This window comes from Rhizobium sp. LjRoot30 (assembly GCF_964253915.1).
Classification (GTDB): domain Bacteria; phylum Pseudomonadota; class Alphaproteobacteria; order Rhizobiales; family Rhizobiaceae; genus Metarhizobium.
Genome location: NZ_CAXUSG020000002.1, coordinates 72,225 through 92,618, shown reverse-complemented (window position 1 = coordinate 92,618; position 20,394 = coordinate 72,225). Strand labels below are relative to the sequence as shown.

Annotated in this window: 16 protein-coding genes; 1 reads left to right on the top strand and 15 read right to left on the bottom strand. The window is 62.1% G+C overall.

Annotated elements, in window-relative coordinates:
* Positions 1–7: 7 nt before the first annotated feature.
* From ACSQ3I_RS04440 to ACSQ3I_RS04375, 14 genes are all read right to left on the bottom strand, one after another.
* A complete protein-coding gene (locus tag ACSQ3I_RS04440; protein WP_435996425.1) occupies positions 8–1,285 on the bottom strand; it encodes a Zn-dependent hydrolase in 1,278 nt (425 codons plus the stop codon).
* Positions 1,278–2,036, bottom strand: coding sequence for a DeoR/GlpR family DNA-binding transcription regulator (locus ACSQ3I_RS04435; RefSeq protein WP_435996423.1), 759 nt, complete (start codon positions 2,034–2,036; stop codon positions 1,278–1,280). Before ACSQ3I_RS04435 ends, ACSQ3I_RS04440 begins: the two co-directional genes overlap by 8 nt.
* On the bottom strand, positions 2,026–3,852 hold the full coding sequence (locus ACSQ3I_RS04430; RefSeq protein ID WP_435996421.1) for a dipeptide ABC transporter ATP-binding protein: 1,827 nt from the start codon (positions 3,850–3,852) through the stop codon (positions 2,026–2,028). Before ACSQ3I_RS04430 ends, ACSQ3I_RS04435 begins: the two co-directional genes overlap by 11 nt.
* A complete protein-coding gene (locus ACSQ3I_RS04425) occupies positions 3,852–4,697 on the bottom strand; it encodes an ABC transporter permease (protein ID WP_435997539.1) in 846 nt (281 codons plus the stop codon). The genes ACSQ3I_RS04430 and ACSQ3I_RS04425 overlap by 1 nt, the downstream gene beginning before the upstream one ends.
* A gap of 73 nt (positions 4,698–4,770) precedes the next feature.
* Complete coding sequence (locus ACSQ3I_RS04420) at positions 4,771–5,751, bottom strand: ABC transporter permease (RefSeq protein ID WP_435996419.1); 981 nt, start codon at positions 5,749–5,751, stop codon at positions 4,771–4,773.
* 64 nt (positions 5,752–5,815) lie between these two features.
* A complete protein-coding gene (locus tag ACSQ3I_RS04415; RefSeq protein WP_435996418.1) occupies positions 5,816–7,381 on the bottom strand; it encodes an ABC transporter substrate-binding protein in 1,566 nt (521 codons plus the stop codon).
* Positions 7,354–8,823: an amidase gene (locus ACSQ3I_RS04410; RefSeq protein ID WP_435996416.1), complete on the bottom strand. Its 1,470-nt coding sequence runs from the start codon at positions 8,821–8,823 to the stop codon at positions 7,354–7,356. The genes ACSQ3I_RS04415 and ACSQ3I_RS04410 overlap by 28 nt, the downstream gene beginning before the upstream one ends.
* A 232-nt stretch (positions 8,824–9,055) precedes the next feature.
* Complete coding sequence (locus ACSQ3I_RS04405) at positions 9,056–9,553, bottom strand: methylated-DNA--[protein]-cysteine S-methyltransferase (RefSeq protein ID WP_435996414.1); 498 nt, start codon at positions 9,551–9,553, stop codon at positions 9,056–9,058.
* 134 nt (positions 9,554–9,687) lie between these two features.
* Positions 9,688–10,740, bottom strand: coding sequence for a glycosyltransferase (locus ACSQ3I_RS04400; RefSeq protein WP_435996412.1), 1,053 nt, complete (start codon positions 10,738–10,740; stop codon positions 9,688–9,690).
* Positions 10,741–11,032: 292 nt separating this feature from the next.
* Entirely contained in the window at positions 11,033–12,073 is a 1,041-nt protein-coding gene (locus ACSQ3I_RS04395) for a glycosyltransferase family 4 protein (protein ID WP_435996410.1), read from the bottom strand.
* A 144-nt stretch (positions 12,074–12,217) separates the two neighbouring features.
* Positions 12,218–13,486 carry an O-antigen polymerase gene (locus ACSQ3I_RS04390; RefSeq protein WP_435996409.1) on the bottom strand — a complete coding sequence of 423 codons (1,269 nt, stop codon included), beginning with the start codon at positions 13,484–13,486 and terminating at the stop codon, positions 12,218–12,220.
* 16 nt (positions 13,487–13,502) lie between these two features.
* Positions 13,503–14,384 carry an ATP-grasp fold amidoligase family protein gene (locus ACSQ3I_RS04385; protein ID WP_435996407.1) on the bottom strand — a complete coding sequence of 294 codons (882 nt, stop codon included), beginning with the start codon at positions 14,382–14,384 and terminating at the stop codon, positions 13,503–13,505.
* On the bottom strand, positions 14,381–15,634 hold the full coding sequence (locus ACSQ3I_RS04380) for a lipopolysaccharide biosynthesis protein (protein WP_435996405.1): 1,254 nt from the start codon (positions 15,632–15,634) through the stop codon (positions 14,381–14,383). The genes ACSQ3I_RS04385 and ACSQ3I_RS04380 overlap by 4 nt, the downstream gene beginning before the upstream one ends.
* Positions 15,635–15,688: 54 nt before the next feature.
* Entirely contained in the window at positions 15,689–17,812 is a 2,124-nt protein-coding gene (locus ACSQ3I_RS04375) for a GumC family protein (RefSeq protein WP_435996403.1), read from the bottom strand.
* A gap of 383 nt (positions 17,813–18,195) precedes the next feature.
* Here ACSQ3I_RS04375 and ACSQ3I_RS04370 point away from each other — a divergent pair, with 383 nt between their 5' ends.
* The gene (locus tag ACSQ3I_RS04370) at positions 18,196–19,158 is read left to right on the top strand and encodes an NAD-dependent epimerase/dehydratase family protein (RefSeq protein ID WP_435996401.1); all 963 of its coding nucleotides are present in this window, start codon (positions 18,196–18,198) and stop codon (positions 19,156–19,158) included.
* 28 nt (positions 19,159–19,186) lie between these two features.
* Here the strand turns inward: ACSQ3I_RS04370 and ACSQ3I_RS04365 are convergent, their stop codons facing one another.
* A complete protein-coding gene (locus tag ACSQ3I_RS04365) occupies positions 19,187–20,341 on the bottom strand; it encodes a PQQ-dependent sugar dehydrogenase (RefSeq protein ID WP_435996400.1) in 1,155 nt (384 codons plus the stop codon).
* Positions 20,342–20,394: the final 53 nt, after the last annotated feature.

The window sequence follows — 20,394 nt, the reverse complement described above, 5'->3', positions numbered from 1 at the left end:
GCTCCCTCTAATCTTTTTTGTCTTGACCGGCGGGGGCTTCCACCAACCGCCGCAGGACAGATTCCAGAACCGAGAGACCAGCCTGGAGATCTTCGGGATGAGTGAATTCGTCGGGGTGATGGGCAATGCCGTCGACGCTCGGAACGAAAATCAGCGCCGAGGCGATGCCGCTGTTCTGCAGCGCCACAGCGTCGTGGCCGGCGACGGATCGCATGATCAGCGGCTCGAAGCCGGCGGATCGGGCCGCCTCGCCGACAAGCGCCATCAGGCCGGCATCCATTTCGGCCGGCGCCCGCAGCATATCCGCGGCAATCTCCAGCCGTGTCCCCGTGTCGGACGCCGCCTTGGCGAACAATGCCAGCACGGCCTGCCCGGCCCGGTCGAGTTCGGCGGTATCGAGGCCACGCAGCTCGAACCAGACGGTGGCGCGCTCCACCACGACGTTCGGCGAGTTCGGCTCGACCACCAGGCGGGCAGCGGACCGGTGAAGATGCGGATAGGCCTGCGCCGTCACCGCTTCGAAACCGGCAATGCCCTGCGCCGCCGCCAGCAACGCGTCGCGACGGTCGGCCATCGGCGTCGGGCCGGTATGGGCGGCACGGCCGATCCAGCTGGCGGTGATCTTGCGGGCTGCCCAGGTTCCTTCGACGACACCGATGCCGCGGCCGGCCTCATTGAGGATCCGTCCCTGCTCGACATGCAGCTCGACATAGGTTTTCGGACGCGGCGGTACGTTTTGTGTTGCGCCGGTTATGCCGATAGCCGCAAGCGCCGCTCCCAGTTCGACACCGACACCATCACGCAACGCCAATGCCCGTTCCAGCGGCAAGGCGCCAGAAAACACGCCGCTGCCCGTCAGGCTCGGCTGGTAGCGAGCACCTTCTTCGTTCGTCCAGTTGACGACGGCGAGATTGCACGCTGGCTTGAAGCGCATCGTCCCAAGATCATGAGACATGGCGAGCGCGGCACAACCGGCAGCCAGAACGCCGAACGCACCGTCGAAACGGCCGCCGCGCGGCTGCGTATCGAGATGGGACCCGGCGAAAACCCACGGCGCCGCCTCGCCTGCCCAGTCGAAGCAGGCGAACTGGTTGCCGATCGCATCCTGTTCGATCCGCGCGCCGCCCTCAATCATCCATTCGGCAAAGATGGCGCGTGCTGCGCCATCCTCGGCGCTGGCTGCCAGCCGCGTCACGCCTTCGCCCGGCCTGGCGCCAACGGCGGAGATGCGATCGAAGATCGCAGTGAGCCTGTCGAGGTCATTGATTGCCGCTGTTTCATGCATGGACGATCTCCAGCGGTTCGGCCGCGACCGCACGTTCAACCGCTTCCGGCGGGCGGCGGTCGGTGACCAGCGTGTGGACACGGCCGAACGGCGCGGTGATGACATTGCCGACCTTGCCGAATTTCGAATGATCGGCCAGCATGACGCTGCGCGACGTCTGGGCCAGCAGGTTCTGGCGAATGCGCGCCTCGTCCTCCTCGAAATCCATGAATCCGTAATCGGCGTTGATGGCGGCTGCCCCCATGAACACCATGTCGAAATGGAACTGCTGGATGTAGGAGATCGTGTCGTAGCCGACGAGGTCTTGTTCCACCGGCCTGAGCCGTCCGGGCGTCATCTGCACCTGCACACCAAAGTGTTCGCAGGCGGCCTGGGCGATGCGAAGCGAATTTGTGTAGAGCCGGAGCTTCTTGAAGCCGATGAGCCGTCTCGCCAGCGCCAGCGTCGTCGTGCCGGTATCGAGGAAGATGACGCAGTCGTCGTTGATCAACCCGCGCGCCAGCCCGGCGACCTCATCCTTTTCCAGCGCGTTCAGTTTGATGCGTTCGGTGATCGGCGTATCGGCGGTGCGGCCGGCCGGAATGGCGCCGCCATGCACCCGCCGGACGACGCCCTCGGCCTCCAGGTCCTTGAGGTCGCGCCGGATCGTTTCGCCGGACACGCCGAATTCCGCCGAAAGCTCCAGGACACTCACCCGCTGGTCGCGGTCCAGCCGCTCCAGAATGACCTCCTTGCGGACTTCACTCGACATCGGCGGTCTCCTTCTCCAGCATTGCCTCGTGCATATGCAGGCATGCAGCGGCATTGCCGCCGCCGTCGACGACGAGCAGCGGCGGGTCGATCTTCTGACAATCGCCCTGAGCGCGCGGACAACGGGACCGGAACGAACAGCCCTGCGGCAACTCGATCGGGCTCGGCGGCTCGCCGTCCAGCAGGTAGCGGGAACGCGGAAAACGATTGTCCTCCAAGGTCGGCATAGCACTGAGCAATGCCCGCGTATAGGGATGATGCGGGTGCTCGAACAGAGTTGCATTGTCAGCCAATTCGACGATGCGGCCGAGATACATCACGGCGATGCGGTGGCACATCCGCCGCACCAGCGCCAGGTCGTGCGAGATGAACACGTAGGAAAAGCCGTGTGTCGCCTGCAGCCGGTTGAACAGGTCGAGAAGTTCGGCCTGCTCCACCTGGTCGAGCGCTGACAGCGTTTCGTCGAGGATCAGCAGTTGCGGTTTCAGCACCAGCGCCCTGGCGATGTTGATGCGCTGGCGCTGGCCGGCGCTCAAGCCCACCGGCAGCCGCTCGGCCAGTTCGATGCCCAGCCCGACCTCGGCCATCGCCTCCTGTGCCAGAAGCGCCGCCTCCGCCTTGCCGGCGCCGTGGATCAGCAGCGGCTCCTCGATCATGCGCTGGACCGGCATGTTGGCCGGCAGCGAGCCGTAGGGGTCCTGCAGCAGCAGCTGGAACGACTTTCGAAATTCGGTGAGCGACCGGGAGGACAGTTGCGACAGGTCCTTGCCGAGAAAGGCGATACGGCCGCTGTCGGGCTGCTCCAGCCAGGCGAGCAGCCGCGTCAGCGTCGATTTTCCGCAGCCGCTTTCGCCGACGATGCCGAAGTTTTCGCGGGCTTTCACGGTGAAGGAAACGTCCCGAACGGCCTTGACCGCGTTGAAACTGTTGAAGGTGTTGCGCCGGCGCACGCGGTAGGTGCGGGTGACGTTGTCGATCTTCAACACCGCCTCCCCTTCGGCCGCGACCGGCGCGCTGACATCCTTCCAGATCGGTGGAATACGGGAGATCAGGGTGCGGGTGTAGGCCTGCCGGGGATTGGCGGCGAGGTCTTGCGTCCGCCCCTCCTCGACGATGCGGCCGCGCTGCATCACCAGCGTCCGCTCGGCGATCTGCGCCACCACCGGCAGCGACGAGGAGATGAACAGGAAGGCCGTGCCCAGGCTTTGCTGCAAATCAGCGATGAGGCGAATGATCTGCGCCGCCACGGTAACGTCGAGCGGCTGGGTAATGTTGTCGGCGATCACCAGCGAGGGATCGGAAACAAGGGCATCGACGATCATCACCCGCTGCATCATGCCGCCGGAAAACTGGAACGGCGCTTCGTGGAAACGCGCCGCCGGCGACGGGATGCGGACACGTCCGAAAAGATCGAGGACCTTTTCCCGCGCCTCGGCACGCCCGATGCCGGGCTTCACCGAATGCAGTTTTTCGACGATCTGGCTGCCGATCGACAGGCGCGGATCGAGAGAGCCCATCGGGTTGGCGCCGATGAAACCGATACGGTTGCCGCGGATCGCCATCAGGCCGCGGCGGTCGGCGGAGAGAATGTCCTTGCCCTCGAAAACGACCTTGCCCGAAACGATGTCCAGCGGCGAGGAGATCGCCCGCACCAGCGCCCGGGCCAGTACCGATTTGCCCGAGCCCGCTTCGCCGACGAGGCCGAGCACTTCGCCCGGTGCCAGGGAAAAGCCGACATCGTCGACCACCCGACGCGCCTCGCCGGCCCGTTGCAGTTCGACGCCGAGATTGGAGACGGCGAGAATGGGATCGTTCATCACGCCTCTCCTCTCAGCACCGCATTGCGGGCGCGCTCCAGCGCCGAGCCCATCAGATTAAGACAGGTGAGCGAAACCAGCATGAACAGGCCGGGCATGGTGGCGATCCACCAGGCGTTGAGCAGGTATTTTCGCGCATCGGCGATGACGTTGCCGAAGGTCGGCGTCGGCGGCTGCACGCCCAGCCCGAGGAAACCGAGGATGGATTCGAAGATCATCATGCGGGCGATATCCAGCACGGCAACGAAGGCGATCGGCGGCAACACGACCGGGGCGACGAAAAGCAGCATGATGCGCAGATCCGAGGCGCCGAGCACCCTTTCGCCGAGCACGTAACCGCGATTGCGTTCGCCAAGCGCAACGGAACGGGCGACACGGGCATACAGCGGCCAGCCGGACAGGCCGAGCACGAGGATGATCGCCGGCACCGTCGGCCGCGAGACGCCGAGAATGGTGATGGCGAGGATGATCATCGGGATCGACAGCTGCGCGTCGGTCAGCCGCATGATCACCGCATCGGCCCAGCCGCCGCGAAAGCCGGCGTAAAGGCCGAGGCTGCAGCCGACAATGAACATCAGCACCACCGTGGTGACGCCGATCAGCAACGAATAGCGCAAGCCGACGAGACAGCGCATCAGCACGTCGCGGCCGAGTTGGTCGGTGCCGAGCAGGTAGGGCCATTTCCAGCCCTCCGCCGGGAAGGGCGGCAGGAGCTTGGAGGTGTAAGCGATCTTGACCGGGTCGATCGAGCTGACCAGCGGAAGCAGGATCGCCAGCCCGACCAGCAGGCCAAATCCGATCAGGCCGATGCGGAAATCCGTGCGGGCAAAGGCGATCTGCAGCATGCGCTGTGTCGGCGTGGCGCCGCGCCTGGCGGCGGTTGGCGGAACGGCGTTTTCGCGGACGATATCGGTCACGTCAGTACTCCAGTCGCGGATCGATGGTCATCGCGATCAGGTCCACCAGGATGTTGATCACCACGAACATGACGGAAATGAAAATGGCTATGCCCTGGATCAGCGGAAAGTCGCGCTGCAGCACGGCGTTGATGGTGAGCAGCCCGAGGCCGGGATAATCGAAGATGAATTCGATGACGAGCACGCCGCCGAGCAACATGCCGAGCTGGACGCCGAGCAGGTTGATCAGCGGGATCGCCGAATTGCCGAGCGCATGCGAAAAGATCGTCCGGCTGCGGCTGAGGCCCCGGATCGGCGCCAGCTGGATGAATTCCTCGCGCATCACCTGCGCCACGGAAACGGTCAGCGTGCGCAGGATGAACGGCACGATCTCCACCGCCAGCACGATGGCCGGCAGGATGGTGTAGCTAAAACCCTTGTAGCCGATGGCCGGCAGGAATTTCAGCTTCACCGAAAGAAACAGCGTCAGCACGATGCCGAGCCAGAAATTCGGCGTCGAGACGCACAGCGACCCCAAGGCGAGCGCCAGCTTGTCGGGCCAGCGGCCGGGATAAAGGCCGCCGGCGGTGCCAAGCGGCACGGCGACCAGCAGGGCGATGACCAGCGCCACCACGGCCAGCTGCAGCGTCATCGGCAGGGTGGCGAGGATGAGGTCGAGCACCTTGGCGCGCTCCTCGCGGGTCTGGTCGTCGAAGGCCGCGCCGCCGAGGCTGGCACCGCTTTTCGGCCGGACGAAGGACGTGCCGAGATCGCCGGTCGCCAGCGTGCCGAGATAGGAGACGAACTGGATCGGGATCGGCCGGTCGAGGCCGAGTTCCTTCGCCTTCATGGCGACCACCTCGTCGGGCGCCATGCCGCCGACGATCAGGCGCGCCGGATCGCCCGGCACCACCCGCAGCAGCGTGAAGATGATGAAGGTAACGAGCAGGATGATCAGGCTCCCCTGCAGGAGCCGTCTCAGCAAAAACGATAGGACGAACATCCATCTCCCCTTATGCCGACTGGAACCGATGCGGCCGCCGTCTTCCGGCGGCCGCAATGAGCCATCAGGCCAGGGTTGCCTTGTTGGCGTCCATCATGCCGTTCGGATAGAAGTACATGCCATCAAGGCCGTTGCGCATCGCGTGGATGAACACCGAGGTGAACAGCGACAGCGACGGCACCTTCTCGGCCAGCATCGGCATGACCTCGTTCTGGATCACCGCCTTGCGCTCTGCAGGATCGAGCGTATTGCGCTCCTTGTCCAGCACCGCGTCGAGATCCTTGTCTTCGATGCCGCAGATGCGTTTCGAGCTGGAGTGGAAGTGGGTGCGCAGCACGAGGTCCGGCTCAGGCGAACCCGTCGACCAGCCGCAGTCGATCATGTGGCCCGGCCCGCCGCCCGGCCGGTCGTAGAGCCGCTCGTTCCAGGCCGCGACTTCCATGACGTTGAGTTTCACCGGGAAACCCTGTTCCTGCAGCATGGCGGCGATGACCTCGCCATATTCCTTCGTCTTCGGATAGAAACCGACCGAGGTGATGTATTCCAGTTCCGGCAGGCCTTCGCCCTTGGGGAAACCGGCTTCCGCCAGCAGCCGCTGGCATTCTTCCGGATTGAACTCCGGATAGTTCGGCGTATCGACGTAACCGAATTTCACCGGCGAGATCCACGCCTTCGACGCGTGGCCAGAGACGCCGAGGATGTCGAGCAGCACGGTGCGGTCGATGGCGTGGGCTGCCGCCTTGCGCAGGCGCGGATCGTTGAACGGCGCCTTGGAGCAGCGGAACCACAGATACTTGTTTTCGACCGAGACCGCCTTGTTCAGCTTGAAGCCGCCGGCCTCCTCGATGGACTGGACCTGTTCGGCCTCCAGGCGCTCGATCAGGTCGGCTTCGCCGTTCAGCAGGGCGAGCGTCCGCGTCGTGGCGTCGCCGACGAAATTGAAGTTGATGCCGGGAATGGCCGGTTTGCCGAGGTAGAAACCGTCGAAGGCTTCGAGCACCGTGGTATTGCCATCCTGACGCACGAACTTGAAGGCGCCGGTGCCGTTCGGCCGCGCCGACAGCGTTTTTGGATCGGCGACATCCTTGGCCGACATGATCGGCAGGAAGGCCGAGAGGAACCAGAAGAGGCTGGCGGGGTAACCGCCCTTGTCGGTCTTGATGCGGGCGACGTGGTCGCTGACCACCTCGACCTCGCAGGTGCCGGGGTACCAGGCTGCCGGCCGGTCGGGCTGGCTGGCATATTCGAAAGTCGCCTTGACGTCTTCCGCGGTAAACGGCTTGCCGTCATGGAAGGTGACGCCTTCCCGCAGCTTGAACTCGAGCGTGTGCTCGTCGATGAGCTTCATCTCGGTTGCCAGTTCCATCACCAGTTCGTCCGGATTGTCCGGCCGCATGGGCGCACGGGTGAGATAGCCGAAGACGAAGCTTTCCAGATTGATCTGGGCAAGCGTGGTGTGGGACGACGGGTCCCAGTTGCCGGTCAGGTTTTCCGCCGACATGAAGTTGAGGACCTTGCCATCGGCGGCATGGGCCGGATTGACGAAGAACGCGGTATTGAGGACCGGCAGGCCGACGGCAACGCCGGCAAGCGCCGAACTTTTTAAGAATGCTCTCCTGTTGAATTCCATGACGTTATCTCCGCAGTTGGGTTGCTGGGTGTTCCCCACTCCGCTTTGCCACCAGCATCGGCAAGCGGAGGTATTTTATTGTTGAAAATGTGGTTTTCGGCCTGCTGGCAGAACGCCATCACAAGCGCATCGGCATGGCGGCGGCCAACGACCTGCAGGCCGACCGGAAGACCGTTCTTCGTCAGGCCGCAGGGCAGCGACGCCGCCGGATTGCCCGACAGGTTGAAGGGATAGGTAAAGGGCGTCCAGCCGGTCCAGGCGAGCACGTCGGAGGAAGACTTGAACCCCTCCGGCGCTTCGCGATCGGCGGCGAACGGCTCGACGGGCACCGTCGGCAAAAGCAGCAGGTCGATGTCTTCGAACAGCGCATGAATGCTGCCGGCGAACTCCGCCCGCGCCTTGACCGCCGCAAGATAGGCGGCGAGATCGTATTGCGCCGAGGCCTCCACCAGCCCGCGGAAACCGCTGCCGAAATTGGAAAGATCCGCCTGCGCGCCGTAGGCGACACCACGGCCAGCAACCCACAAGGTTTCGAAAATGCCGATCGGATCGGACCAACCAGGCGACACCGGGCGAATGTCCAGAGCGAGCGCGCTTGCAAGAACCTCCACCGCATCGCGCACGACACGGTCGATCTCGGGCGCCACCTCGAAGCCGAAGAGGCTCGGCGCGAAGGCGATACGCAGGGATTTCGGCAGGTCTGTTGCCGTATAATCGGCTCCATCATCGGGAAGCGACTGGTGATCTCGCGGATCCGGTCCCTTGACGAGGTTGAACAGAAGCGCGCTGTCGCGGGCGGAAATGCTCATCGGGCCGGCATGCGACAGCATTTCCGTCGCACTCCAGGGCCAGGCCGGCACGCGGCCCAAAGACGCCTTCATGGCGAAGATGCCACAGAAGGCAGCGGGAATGCGCACCGAGCCGCCGCCATCCGAACCGAGCGTGAAGGGCACCATGCGCGCCGCAAGCGCGGCGGCAGAACCGGAACTCGAACCGCCACTGGTCAAAGCGGGGTTCCACGGATTGCGCGTCGGCCCGTAGAATTCCGAATTGCCGGAACCCGACCAGCCCATCTCCGTGGTGGTCGTCTTGCCGATCATGATAGAACCGGCATCGACCATCCGCTGGACGATCGGCGCCGTCGCCTTGGGAGCGAAATCTGCATAGGCGGCGGACCCGCGCTGGCACAGGCGCCCCGCCGTGAAAAAGAGGTCCTTGACCCCCATGGGAATGCCGTGAAGCGGGCCACGAAAACGACCTTTCGCCGCCTCCCGGTCACAAGCCCTCGCCTCCTGCAGCGCCTGCTCTTCGTAGACCTGGCTGAAAGCATTGACAGTGGGGTTCAATCGCTTGATGCGCGCCAAACTCTCCTGCACCAGGGCCTCGGATGTGAGGCTGCCGGAAGCGATTGCCGACCTGAGCGAAAGAACCGAAAAATCCACGACCGTTTTCTCCACTTATGTGGATTTATGTTGGTTTTGTGGAAATTGTCAATACGCACAAATTCAACATTTCACAGGGCAGACCACAGCCGACGGAAATGTCGCCGATCTGGCCATGCAAGCCGGATGGGCAGCGTGGAATGCCGTTGAACAGGGAAGTAAAGTGAAGGCCGACGGAACCCTGGCGCCGATGATCGGACCGTCCCCGCCACGTTGCCAATTCGCCGAAAAATCAGGTCGTCGCCTGGCCCGCCGCCGCTTCGAGCGAGAGCAGAAACCGCTTGTTGTCCAGCCCGCCGGCGAAACCCGTCAGGTCACCGTTGGCGCCGACCAGGCGGTGGCACGGCGTGATGATCGAAATCGGATTACGGCCGTTCGCCGCCCCCACCGCGCGTGCCGCGGCCGGACGGCCAAGCGTTTCGGCAAGCTGGCCATAGGATCGTGTCTCGCCGTAGGGAATGTCCAGAAGGGCTGTCCAGACCTGGCGCTGGAACGGCGTGCCGACAAAATCGAGCGCAAGTTCGAACATCGTCCTCTTGCCTTCGAAATATTCGCCGAGCTGTCGCGCGGTTTCCAGAAGCGTCGGATGCCGTGCATCCTCGACCACGGCTCCGACATGAACCCGTTCCGGCTTGTCGTTTTCCCACAACACCGCCATCAGCCCGCTCTCGCCAGCAACAAGCGTCAATGCGCCGACCGGCGAGGCAATGATCTTGTAGAAACGGGTCATCTCGGCATGTCCTGACGCTCAATATCCAAGGCAATTTTGCAAGCGGCTTCGATCCTGGTCCGAAATTCGGCCTGCTGCCACCCGATTCCGGTCACGCAGCCAGATCCATCGGACGCACCGAACCGAAAATGTCTTCAGCCGGCCGCACTCTGCAATATTTCCTCCAACCGGTCATAATAGCCGGATGCTTCCGCAGTGCCCTTGAATGCTGCAATCCCCGGAAAATTCAGGTCCCGTTCCTGCCACCATCGCTCCGGCCCCATGGCCAAGGCCTGGCGGAGCAGGCGGACGAGATTGCCCTGGCCGTGCGGGTCATAACACCAGCCGGTCCGGTGCTGCGAAAGGATCTCCGGCGTGCCGCCCATCGTCGTGCCGATGACCGGCACACCATAGACCGCCGCCTCGACGAGAATGCGGGCCTGTGGCTCATGCCACCTGGATGGCAGGACAATGGCATCGGCACGCGCATAGATGACATCGGAGGGAACATATCCCAGGAATTCGACAGCGCATCCCTTCGCCAGATCCTGCAGAAAGGACGTGTAGTCCGCCCGTCCCCTGCCCGCCACAAGCAGCCGTGCCTTGCCGTTGCCGGAAATGCTCTTGAACGCCCTGATCAGATCGGCGATGCCTTTTTCTTCCGTCAGCGATCCGAGATAGCCCAGCGTGAATTCCGAAGAAACGTATCTGGTCCGGCCAACGATGTCACGGTTGAAGTGCTGCAGGCTGGTATTGGTGTTGTGCAGCGTGTGCCACTGCGCCTTGGCCAGCACGTTGTGGCGTCGAAATGTCTGCCGTACCGCATCGCTGACCGAAATTGCCGTGATGCCCTCGCCATCGCCGCATTTCGCCTTGATCGTCAGGATGCGACAATCCAGGCAAGGCTTTCGGCAATTGCCGCCGCGCCTGTACATGCTCGTGCGAGGGCACATGAGGGCGTAGTCGCGCAGGTGAACGCACAGGGGCAGCTTCAGTTGTCTCGCTGCCTGGTAGATCGCCGGCTGCATGCGGGCGAAACTCTGGGCGTAGATGATGTCGAAACGCTCCCGCTCGAAGAAGGCGACAACGTCCTTGACGGCGATCGCTCCCTCGGCATTGCGCAGGTGCCACAAGATGCGTTTGGGTCGGGAGACCGGGGGGTGGGTCGGACCGGGCAGGTAGGAATTGCTCCAGGGAATCCGGACCACTCTGAAGCCACTGGCATGCCTGGTTTCCCCCAGGGGAGCCATCGGATTTTTAAGTTCACCCAGGGAAAGAACGGTCACGTCATGCCGGCGGGAAAGCTCGATGGCGCCCATTCTGGCCGAAATTTCGGCCCCGCCCTCCTCCTGTGGCGAAAATGTCTGGCATACCATGCAGATTTTCATCGATGCCTTACTTCCTTGCCACCGATTCCTTCGCCGCAACCTACAGTCAACCATAAGATGATTCGTGGATCGCCGTCCTTCATCCGTTTGCCCCAACCGGCATCGGAGGCCATCAGGTAAAGACCTTTTTGAAGATCTCCGCATAGCTCTGCGCCGTCCGGTTCCAGTCGAAGTGCCGTGCAAAAGCCATCCGCGCCGACCGTGCCTCGGGTGTGTCGTCCGTCTCCAGCAGGTGCCGCATTCCCGCCACGATTTCGGACACGCTGGAGGGATCGACGAACAGGCTATCGGGCGGGCTCACTTCCGGCAGCGAGGTAACATTCGACGACAGGATGCGGCAACCGCAAGCCGCTGCCTCGATCACCGGCAGGCCAAAACCTTCATACAGCGATGGAAAAACGAAACCCCGTGCGGCGCTGAACAGGCACGCCAGCGTTTCGTCCGCAACGGCGCCGACGCGGACGATACCGGCGCCCCCGGCAGTGCCGGCTACAGCAGAAAAAACCTTCGGGTTTGCCGCCCGGCCGAAGAGGACCAATGCCCCGTCGAAATTGGCGGATGACAGCTTGCCCCATGCTTCGTGGATCGCCGCCGTGTTCTTGCGGGGATCCGTCCCCTCGAAAGCGATGAGAAATGGTTTGCCGCTCAATCCGAAACCGTCGAGAACCTCGTCGATCCGTGTTGCCGAAGCCGGTTCGAAAGCCAGCGTCCGTCCCGAATGCACGGTTGTCACCCTGTCGGGCGCAGCGCCGTAGTGAGCGATCAATCGCTCTCGGGTAAAATCGGAAACCGACACAATATGCCTGGCGGATTTGACCAGCCGGCCGACAATGGTGTCGTAGAGCCGGGCGAAGCTGGGCGAAAACCACTGTGGTCCATCGACGAAGGCGATGTCGTGGATCGTCACGACATGATTGGGATGAAAGACCGGGCCGCTGGTCGATGGGCTCCACAAGGGGCGGCCCATTGTCTTCAGCGGCAGGATCGCCTGTTCCCAGAAATGTCCGCCGATGCCGGAGACCATTGAGCGGCCCGGATGGATGACCTTCAGCTCCGGCAGCCTTGCGAGGATTTCCTCCGCGACACGGCGCTGGCCATTCGACTGAACCCGCAGAACCCTGCCATTCATAGCGATGTCGGACAACTCAATCATGAACTCTTTTACGCAGGATGACGGGGCGACCGGACCGATCGGCACGAACACTATAGATGGAGATATGGATTTTTGTTTAAGTTATCCGCGGGTTCGATGCTGGCGAACCGTAAACTTCGGTTCGGAAGTACGGAGATATTCAAGTTATCGCTGCAATAGCTTGGAAAGCACGATACCCCCGGTCAGCCAGGCGACAACGATGTAGACGTAATAAAAGCCCGGCGTGGAAATGATCGACAGGAGGATGGTGAAGGCGGTAAAACCGCACAATACCCTCAACAAGCCGGCGGCATTCGGTTGCAGGTCGCGGTGCACCCACATGTGGATCTTTCCCAGGTAGAAACCGAAGAACGTCGCAATCGCGACAACGCCGGCGATGCCGAAATTGAGATAGGCCTCGCCGAACATGGTCGGGCGCAGGCCACCGTGAAAATCGGGATCGAGGCCGGCCAGCATCGAGGTGACGCGGCCAATGCCGTATTCATAACGGAACTCGCTGATGAATGTCGGTACCAGCGCCATGTAGCCGGCAAGATAGGTCATGCCGTTGTAGAACTCGCCGTTGAATCCGCTGAGGATCCACGCATAGTCGCGAAAATCGGAAAAATTGTTGCCGAAGAGCAGCTGGTAGGAAAGCACCGTGCCGATATCGGCAAAGGCCCCGTCAGCGGACGCGCCCTCCGACCGCAGCATGCCGATCACGATAGCGGCCATTATGAAGGCGACGCAATAGACGCCGAAGGCAACGAGGTTCTTGTAGCGATAGGCAATCACCAGGCAGATCGCGAACGTAAACAGGATCTCGATGCTGGCGCCACGCGTGCCGATCAACAGCCCGAGCATCGAGGCCAGAAACCCCGCGACGAGAAAATAGCGACTGTGGGCAAAACCATAGACGATGATGCTCAGCGCAAGCGTGCGCAGGACGACCGTATAGAGGTTGATGGCCGGGCGCAGCGATGTCTCCTCGAACGACAGTTGCCGCCCCTGGAACGGACGAACGCCGATCGCGATGATGCCGAGGGTCGCGACGATCAGCACCGTCAGCGAAATCCATGCGCCCATCCGGGTCTGCCAGAACGCAAACCCCTTTTCGATGAAGGTGAAGACCACGCTGTTGCCGGATGTCAGACTGGCAAGCGCCATGCCGACGATGGTGAAGACGACGCCCAGAATGGAAAGGTAAAAAGCCTGGTCGATATGCTCCCGGATGCCGAAGATCGCCGTGCCTACGGCATCCATGTTCCGGCTGGAACCGGCAAAGACCGGCATGACGAGGATCAGCAGGACATTATAGCGGATCCAGAAGAACGATGCGAACGTGAGAACGCCCCATTTGAAGAAGGATGAAATGTAATACAGGGCGAATATCTGCCACCCCAATATCAAGATCAGCCAGGACAAATTGGACATGGATCACTCTTCTGTTTCATGCCTGGTTGACGCCAGCCGTTTCACTTTGCGCCTTTTTCCAGAAGACACCGAGCCAGTCGTCGATCTCCGGCGGCCGGAATGCCCCGAAGCCGGAGGTCGGGCAAAATGTCATCTCGCCAAACAGCGCGCCGGTGGGCAGATCGTAGAAATCGATGCGCACGAATTCGAAGCCTTTGACCAGCGTCCGTGCTGCATCCAGCATGGCATCGAGGTGTTTCGGACGCGGCAAATCGGCCGTTTCCAGCGGATAATAGTGGCCGAAGTCCAGCTTCTTCCAGCTGGCATCATAGAAGCAGCGCTTGTGATCGCCAAACCGGTTGGTGTCCACCTGGATGCAGGGAATCTGGTCTCCGAAGCAGAAGAACTTGTAGTCGACAGGCGCCTGGCCATCCAGTCCGAAGAACGGCTCGATGAAAATGCGCGGCTCGATATGGTTGTACCACTCTTCGGCCAGCCGGCGCGGCGTCCGCCTCTTCAACCATTCGGCACACATCTCGCGCGCGCCGACGAGATCCTTCTCTGCGAAGACAAAGATATTGCGTTCGGAGCCGTGGTTCATCTTGATGACATAAGGAAAGGGTAGCGGCAGGCAATCCGCAAGGTCGGAGCCTTGCCAGAGGATCGGCGCCACCCAGCCCGGCCCGAGCGCGGCCGTGACAAAATCCTTCACCGCGATCTTGTCGCTGCGGATCACCGGCCGCATGTCCGCGGGCGTCCAGGCCAGCTTACGGGCCGCCAGATGATCGTTCAGCGTCTTCGGATTTTTAAGCCGCGCCAGCCGTCCGTGATATCGCAGGAACTGCAGATGGGTGGCGAGCCGCGGCGGGAGGCTGTTCATGCCGATGTTGTAATATTTCTTCAGGAATCGACGGATCATCTGGGCTTCGACCTCGAATGCGCAATGACGCTGAAGGCGCCGACGACGGCAACGGCAATGGCTGTGGTCAAGGCCGCTATTCCAGCGCCGACCAGCCCGAAGAAAGGCACCAGCGCAGTGACCATGACGACGGACATGAAAACACTGAAAAGATTGAGGAAGACGAAATAGCGGTCTTTTCTGAGGCTTGTCAGCCCGACGCTCAGGAGATCGCCGCACGACCGGGTGATTGAAGCGAGAAGCAGCAGGATGAAGACGGAGCGGTGCTCTCCAAGCTCCGACATGCCCATCACCCGGAACAGGATTTCGCTGGCAAACAGCATGCCGGCACCGAAAACGACCGACAGCACGGCGATTTTCAGGAATTGCATGCGCATGACGTCCCGCCACTCGCCCATCTCATCCTGGGCGTGCGCCTTGAACAGCTTGGGAAGGGATACCTGCACCACGGCCGTCAGCAACAGCGTCTGCACCGCGTTGGTGAGCGACCAGTAGAAGGTATAGACGCCGGTCAATGTCAGGCCGAGATAGAAGGAAACGAGATATCGGTCGATGTAGACGAAGCCGACATTGCTCAAGTCGCTGATGTAGATCGGCCAGGAGGATCTGAGCCGTTGCGTGAGCCAGTCGAGCCGGATCGGCTTTCGGATGATCGCCGCAATCGGCCAGCCGCTGACGGCGCGCCAGAACACCAGCGCCATCAGGACGTAACTGACCGCCCACGCGGTGTACATGATCTCGAGGGCACGCGTCTGCGGGTAGATGACACCCGCGCCAATAATGAACGGAATCCACAGCGACGAGCGGATGAAGAAGAGGACATTGGCGAGAACGGGCATTTCCAGCGAGATCAGCGGGGCATGCACGTCACAAGCATAGGTCTCCATCCAGACGATCAGCACCACCAGCACGAAAAGCAGGCGAACCGGGTAGTCCGCCACCAGCACGCAAACCAGGCATAATGCTGTCACGGCCGCCAGGGTGATCGTGGTGACGATCAGGCGGTTCCGGATCTCGACGCCGGCGCTTTCCTTACTCGTACCGATGATGTCGCGGGAAACGAAATAGTTCAGCCCCCAGCCGAGTATCGCCGGCGCCGAACTGATGACACCCAGCGTCAGCCCGTATATCCCAGCCGCTTCCAGGCCGAGAAATTTTACGATGTAGAAGGACAACGCAAAACGCAGCGCCAGCGCCAGGCCGCGCAATGCCAGATTGACCGGAATGCTCATGTTCTTGAAGGCGCGCATACCTTGTTGTTCCGTCGTGGACGATGATCGCGAGTTCATCGGAACGTCAGCGCATCAGGATGCATTGCCGCCAACAAAATGGGCGCCGGCCTGGTTCATGCTGACCATGCGCACCGGTGCCAGTCCACGCTTCAAAAGCGCGGTCAGGGCACCGCCGGCGCTCTTGCCGTCGTCGTTGTGCTTGAACATGATCACCTGGCTGGCCGCAGCCTCGACCTGCCGCGGAGCACCCGAACCCGTTGCGACGCCACCATCGACGATCACCAGGTCGTAGCGGCAATTTGCTTCGAGCAGCCAGTTTGACAGCGTCGTGGCCCTTGCCCCTCTCGCAGGGGCTGCCATCCCCTGCTTGCCGGCCGGCAGGAAGGTCAGGCGCGGCTCGAAATCGAAAGTGACAAGCGACGAGCCGTCGATGTGCTCCATCGCCATGGCGCCGGACAGGCCCTCGTGCTTTTCCAGATCCAGGGCGCGGCTCAGCACCGGATCGGAGATCGCCGCATCGACGAGAAGCACGTGGCAACCAAGCTGGGTCGCTGCGAAAGCGAGATTGAACGCAATGTTTTCCGAGAGGCTGGCCGTGCCTGCCGAGACCACCAGCGCACAATAATTGCCGCCCGCCGGCCCCAATCCCAAGAGGCTGCGTGCCAGATCGGCATAAGCGGCCTCGTCTCCGGCGAGAAGATTGACCGCACGCTGCTCGCTGCCGCCGCTCGGCACCTCGATCTCGTCCTTCCTCCGCGAAAAGAAGCGGGAGCCGGCCGTGCGCGTCGTCTTCGGACGCGTCAGCTTTTCCGTCTCCACGACACGCGACCGCGGCGCCGTCTTCGGCATATGCGAAAACTGATCGCGCAGAATGACAAAACCGCCGCCGAGGATGAGACCGAACAAGGCGCCACCGATCGTCAGCAGGGCGCGGGGCGGACCTGCCTTGCGCAGCGGCGGCTGTGCCGTCGAAATGATCTGCGGGTTCTCGCTGGTGGTGCTTTCCTGTTCCGAGAGCTGCCGCGTTCTCAACAGGAACGCTTCGTAGACAAGCCGGTCGCTGTCGAGTTTACGCTCCAGTTCCCGCAGGCGCACCATCGACTGGTCGTCGCCGTTGAGGCGACCCTTGAGCGAATCGGCATTCGACTGCAGCAGCGCGAGTTGGGCCTTGAGCTTTTCGCCATTGCGCGCCGTCGATGTTGCAAAGCTTCTCAGCTGTTCGTCAAAATTCCGGGCCTGCGCCTGTGTGCGCATTTGTGCCGCGAGGAACGACGGATGACGGTTGCCGAGCGAGGCGGCGAGCACCGTCTGCTCTTGCAAAGCCTCATAATACCGGTCACGCAGGAGGATGATCGCCGGCGTCAGATAGATGTCCGAAACGCTGCGGAAATGTTCGCGATCCTGTTGGGCACGTTTCAGCTCGCTGACCAGAGCCTCATTGTCGGCGATCGACGCCAGCAGCTTGGAAACTTCCGTATTGATCTCGCCGATCTGCTTTTCGAGGCCCGGCCGGCCTTCGATATCGAGAAGGTTGTTCGATGCCTTATAGTCCTGAACCGCGCGGTCGGCATCCTCGACGGCCTTCTGCAGGGCGCTCAGCTGCGCTGCCAGGCCGTCGCTCGCCTTGCGCACTACGCCGGAATTCATCTCGACCCGCACCTGGCCATAGGTCGCCGTGATCGCATTGGCGATCCGGGCCGCCTTGTCGGGATCGTCGGCGGTCACCGAAAGGGTCACGACAAAACTCGACTTGCTGAGTTCGGCACGGATCGCCTTTCTCAGCTTGTCCAAGGCGAGTTTCGACCGTTGCTCCTTGTCATCGTAATAGGGCGAGGCGGCGCCGAATTTGGGATCGTCGAAGAGTTTTTCATCCTCGACCACCCGCGCCAGGACCCGGCTCGAGGTGATGATGTACTGCTGGTTCAGGGCATGGGCATCGGCGGCGCGATTGGGTACGGCGAGATCGCTTTCGATCACCCGCGACCCTTCCGGATCCAGCAGCACCTGCGTCGTCGCCACGTAATAATTCGGAATCAACAATGATGCGCCGGCTGCCGCAATCGCGAAGACGATGCAGAAGGCGACGATCGTGACCATGTTGGCGCGCAGGAGCGCCAGGATACGAAACAGCTCGATCGAATCCGGACCGCTTTCGGTGCCGAATCCATTCTTCTCTTCTTTTCCGCTGAGCGCCATGGGGAACCGTTATCTCAAATTGCTTTGGGGTAAGCTTTTGCCCCGGACGGACGGTCGCGAAAACCTGGAAATCCAGCCGATTTTCCACGCCTTGATCGGCGGCGATTATAGTTCAAAATGTGTTAACGAGGCTTTACGGCAGCGGCCGCCGTTGCCGGTGGCACGAAGATCAGAATGAAAACAATGTCTCGAAGCCAAGATCAGCCCATTGAAATGAGGTAATTTCTCAGCCTCCCCATCGATATTCAGGGCTTTTTAATGGGATACTTGTAAAGCTTGCCTTAGTGCCGTGCCACGAGGCGCGTTTTCATCTATCCAGGCTGCGGTCGGCGATTTCAAGGCGATCCTGCAGTTTCCACCGATCATGAGGTCCGCTGACACCAATGACGACCGGAGCGATAGTTTTCGGCAGTAGCGGCTTTATCGGCAGCCACCTCCTGCAACGTCTGAAAGCCGATGGCGTGACGCCGCTGGTTGGCGTCGATCGACGTCCGCCGCGGCAAAGGCTCAATGGGGTCACCTATATCCAGGCGGATGTGCGCGACCTGAGCGGGCTTGAAATCGATGGCGGTATCGACACCATCTTCAATCTCGCCGCCGTTCACGTGACCCCCGGCCACCCGGATCCCGAATATTACGACACCAACATCGCCGGCGCGACCCAGATCACGGCCTTCGCCCGCCGGCGCGGCATTACCAAAATCGTCTTCACCAGCTCGATCTCCGTCTACGGCCCGGGTGAAGAAACGAAATCCGAAGCCTCCCCGCCGGCGCCCGAATCCGCCTATGGCTGGTCGAAATGGCTGGCGGAAGGCATTCACCGCTCGTGGATGCAGGAGGACGCCGCCCGCAGGCTGATCATCGCCCGTCCCGCCGTGATCTTCGGACCCGGCGAGGGCGGCAATTTCACCCGGCTTGCCAAGCTGATGAAGAAGGGTTTCTTCGTTTATCCCGGCCGGAAAGACACGATCAAGGCGTGCTTTTACGTCGATGACCTGCTCGAAGCCATTTTTTACGCGCGCAGTCTCGACGAGCAATACATCCTGTTCAACGGCTGCTATCCGGACCGCTATACGCTGGAGCAGATCGTCGAAACCATGAAAGGCGGCCAGTTCGGCGGCGTGAAGACCTTCCTGCTGCCACGCTTCGTGGTGACGGCAGCGGCAAAGCTGTTGCGGCCGTTCTCGGTGCTCGGGCTCGGCATTCATCCCGATCGCGTCATGAAACTGGTGCGCTCCACGGACATCGTGCCAGGCTGGCTGCAGCAACGCGATTTCGCCCCGACCGGCAAGCTGCCCACCGCCTTCGCGCGTTGGCAAAAAGCGAGCGACGGGCGCTTCGACTGAAATCGCCTGTCCCGCCGGCGAACGGCCGTCAATTGGAGGCGGCGTTCGGCGTCAGGCGCCTGAGCCGGCCGGGATTGTCATCCTCGATGACCCAGACCGAACCGTCCGGCGCCACCGCGACATCGCGGATGCGCGCATCCATGTTCCAGCGTTCCGCCTCATCGGCCTTGCCATCGGCATCGAAGGTGACGCGTACCAGTGCCGTCGCAGCAAGGCCGCCGATCAGGGCAGAACCGCGCCACGGCGAGAACAGGTCGCCATTGTAGAAAACAAGCCCCGCCGGCGCGATCACCGGGTTCCAATACAAGGCTGGCGGCGTGAATTCCGGCCGCGTCGAATGACGGGGAATGCGGGCACCGCTGTAATTGTCACCGTTCGACACAAGCGGCCAGCCATAATTCTGCCCGGCAACGACGAGGTTGAGTTCGTCACCGCCGCGCGGCCCCATCTCGTGCAGCCAAAGCTTTCCGTCCGGGGCGAAGGCCAACCCGTAGGGGTTTCGGTGGCCGCTCGTCCAGGTCTGCGCCTGCACGCCGCCCGCCGATGCCAAGGGGTTATCCTGGGGTGTCGAACCGTCGAGATTGAGGCGCAAGACCTTGCCGAGCGCCTGTTCCGGATCCTGCGCCGTCTTCGGCCGCATGCGGTCGCCCGCGGTCAGGAAAAGATGTTGCCCGTCCGGTGCAAACGCGATGATGCCGCCGGGCTGACCGCCACGGCCCCTCGGGGTCTGGCGCCATATGACCGCAAGATCTTCAAACGCGGCCGAAGGTCCCGATATCGCCAGCCTAGCCCGGGCCAACGCAAGACTGTTGCCGCCCGAACCCGGCTCGGAAAAGGTGAAGTAGACCGTTCGGTCCTCGGCAAACGTTGGCGCAACGGCGATGTCCAGCAGGCCGTTCTGCCCCGAAGCCGCGACTTCGGGTACGCCATCGACCTCCGTCTTGCGCCCGGAAGGAGAAACGAGAAAGATCCGGCCTGGCTTCTCGGTGATCAGCATGCGCCCATCGGGAAGGAAGGCAATCGCCCATGGCGTATCGAACTCCGCCACCGTGCGGGCGTCGAAAGGAACGGTTTCCGCATAATCCCGATCACCGGCATTGATGCTTTCCGCCGCCGCCTCGCCGGCGACAGCCAAACCGAACAGCGCCAGCACGGCGCGCTTACGCAAGAAACCTCTCGTCATCAACACACCCCTTGTCACATTGCCGGAGACTGCATGACCGCCACGGCATGGAA

Coding starts and splice junctions, on each gene's coding strand:
- ACSQ3I_RS04440 (WP_435996425.1), bottom strand. CDS start 1,285: ATGCATGAAACAGCGGCAATCAATGACCTCGACAGGCTCACTGCGATC.
- ACSQ3I_RS04435 (WP_435996423.1), bottom strand. CDS start 2,036: ATGTCGAGTGAAGTCCGCAAGGAGGTCATTCTGGAGCGGCTGGACCGC.
- ACSQ3I_RS04430 (WP_435996421.1), bottom strand. CDS start 3,852: ATGAACGATCCCATTCTCGCCGTCTCCAATCTCGGCGTCGAACTGCAA.
- ACSQ3I_RS04425 (WP_435997539.1), bottom strand. CDS start 4,697: ATGCTGCAGATCGCCTTTGCCCGCACGGATTTCCGCATCGGCCTGATC.
- ACSQ3I_RS04420 (WP_435996419.1), bottom strand. CDS start 5,751: ATGTTCGTCCTATCGTTTTTGCTGAGACGGCTCCTGCAGGGGAGCCTG.
- ACSQ3I_RS04415 (WP_435996418.1), bottom strand. CDS start 7,381: ATGGAATTCAACAGGAGAGCATTCTTAAAAAGTTCGGCGCTTGCCGGC.
- ACSQ3I_RS04405 (WP_435996414.1), bottom strand. CDS start 9,553: ATGACCCGTTTCTACAAGATCATTGCCTCGCCGGTCGGCGCATTGACG.
- ACSQ3I_RS04395 (WP_435996410.1), bottom strand. CDS start 12,073: ATGATTGAGTTGTCCGACATCGCTATGAATGGCAGGGTTCTGCGGGTT.
- ACSQ3I_RS04390 (WP_435996409.1), bottom strand. CDS start 13,486: ATGTCCAATTTGTCCTGGCTGATCTTGATATTGGGGTGGCAGATATTC.
- ACSQ3I_RS04385 (WP_435996407.1), bottom strand. CDS start 14,384: ATGATCCGTCGATTCCTGAAGAAATATTACAACATCGGCATGAACAGC.
- ACSQ3I_RS04380 (WP_435996405.1), bottom strand. CDS start 15,634: ATGCGCGCCTTCAAGAACATGAGCATTCCGGTCAATCTGGCATTGCGC.
- ACSQ3I_RS04375 (WP_435996403.1), bottom strand. CDS start 17,812: ATGGCGCTCAGCGGAAAAGAAGAGAAGAATGGATTCGGCACCGAAAGC.
- ACSQ3I_RS04370 (WP_435996401.1), top strand. CDS start 18,196: ATGACGACCGGAGCGATAGTTTTCGGCAGTAGCGGCTTTATCGGCAGC.
- ACSQ3I_RS04365 (WP_435996400.1), bottom strand. CDS start 20,341: ATGACGAGAGGTTTCTTGCGTAAGCGCGCCGTGCTGGCGCTGTTCGGT.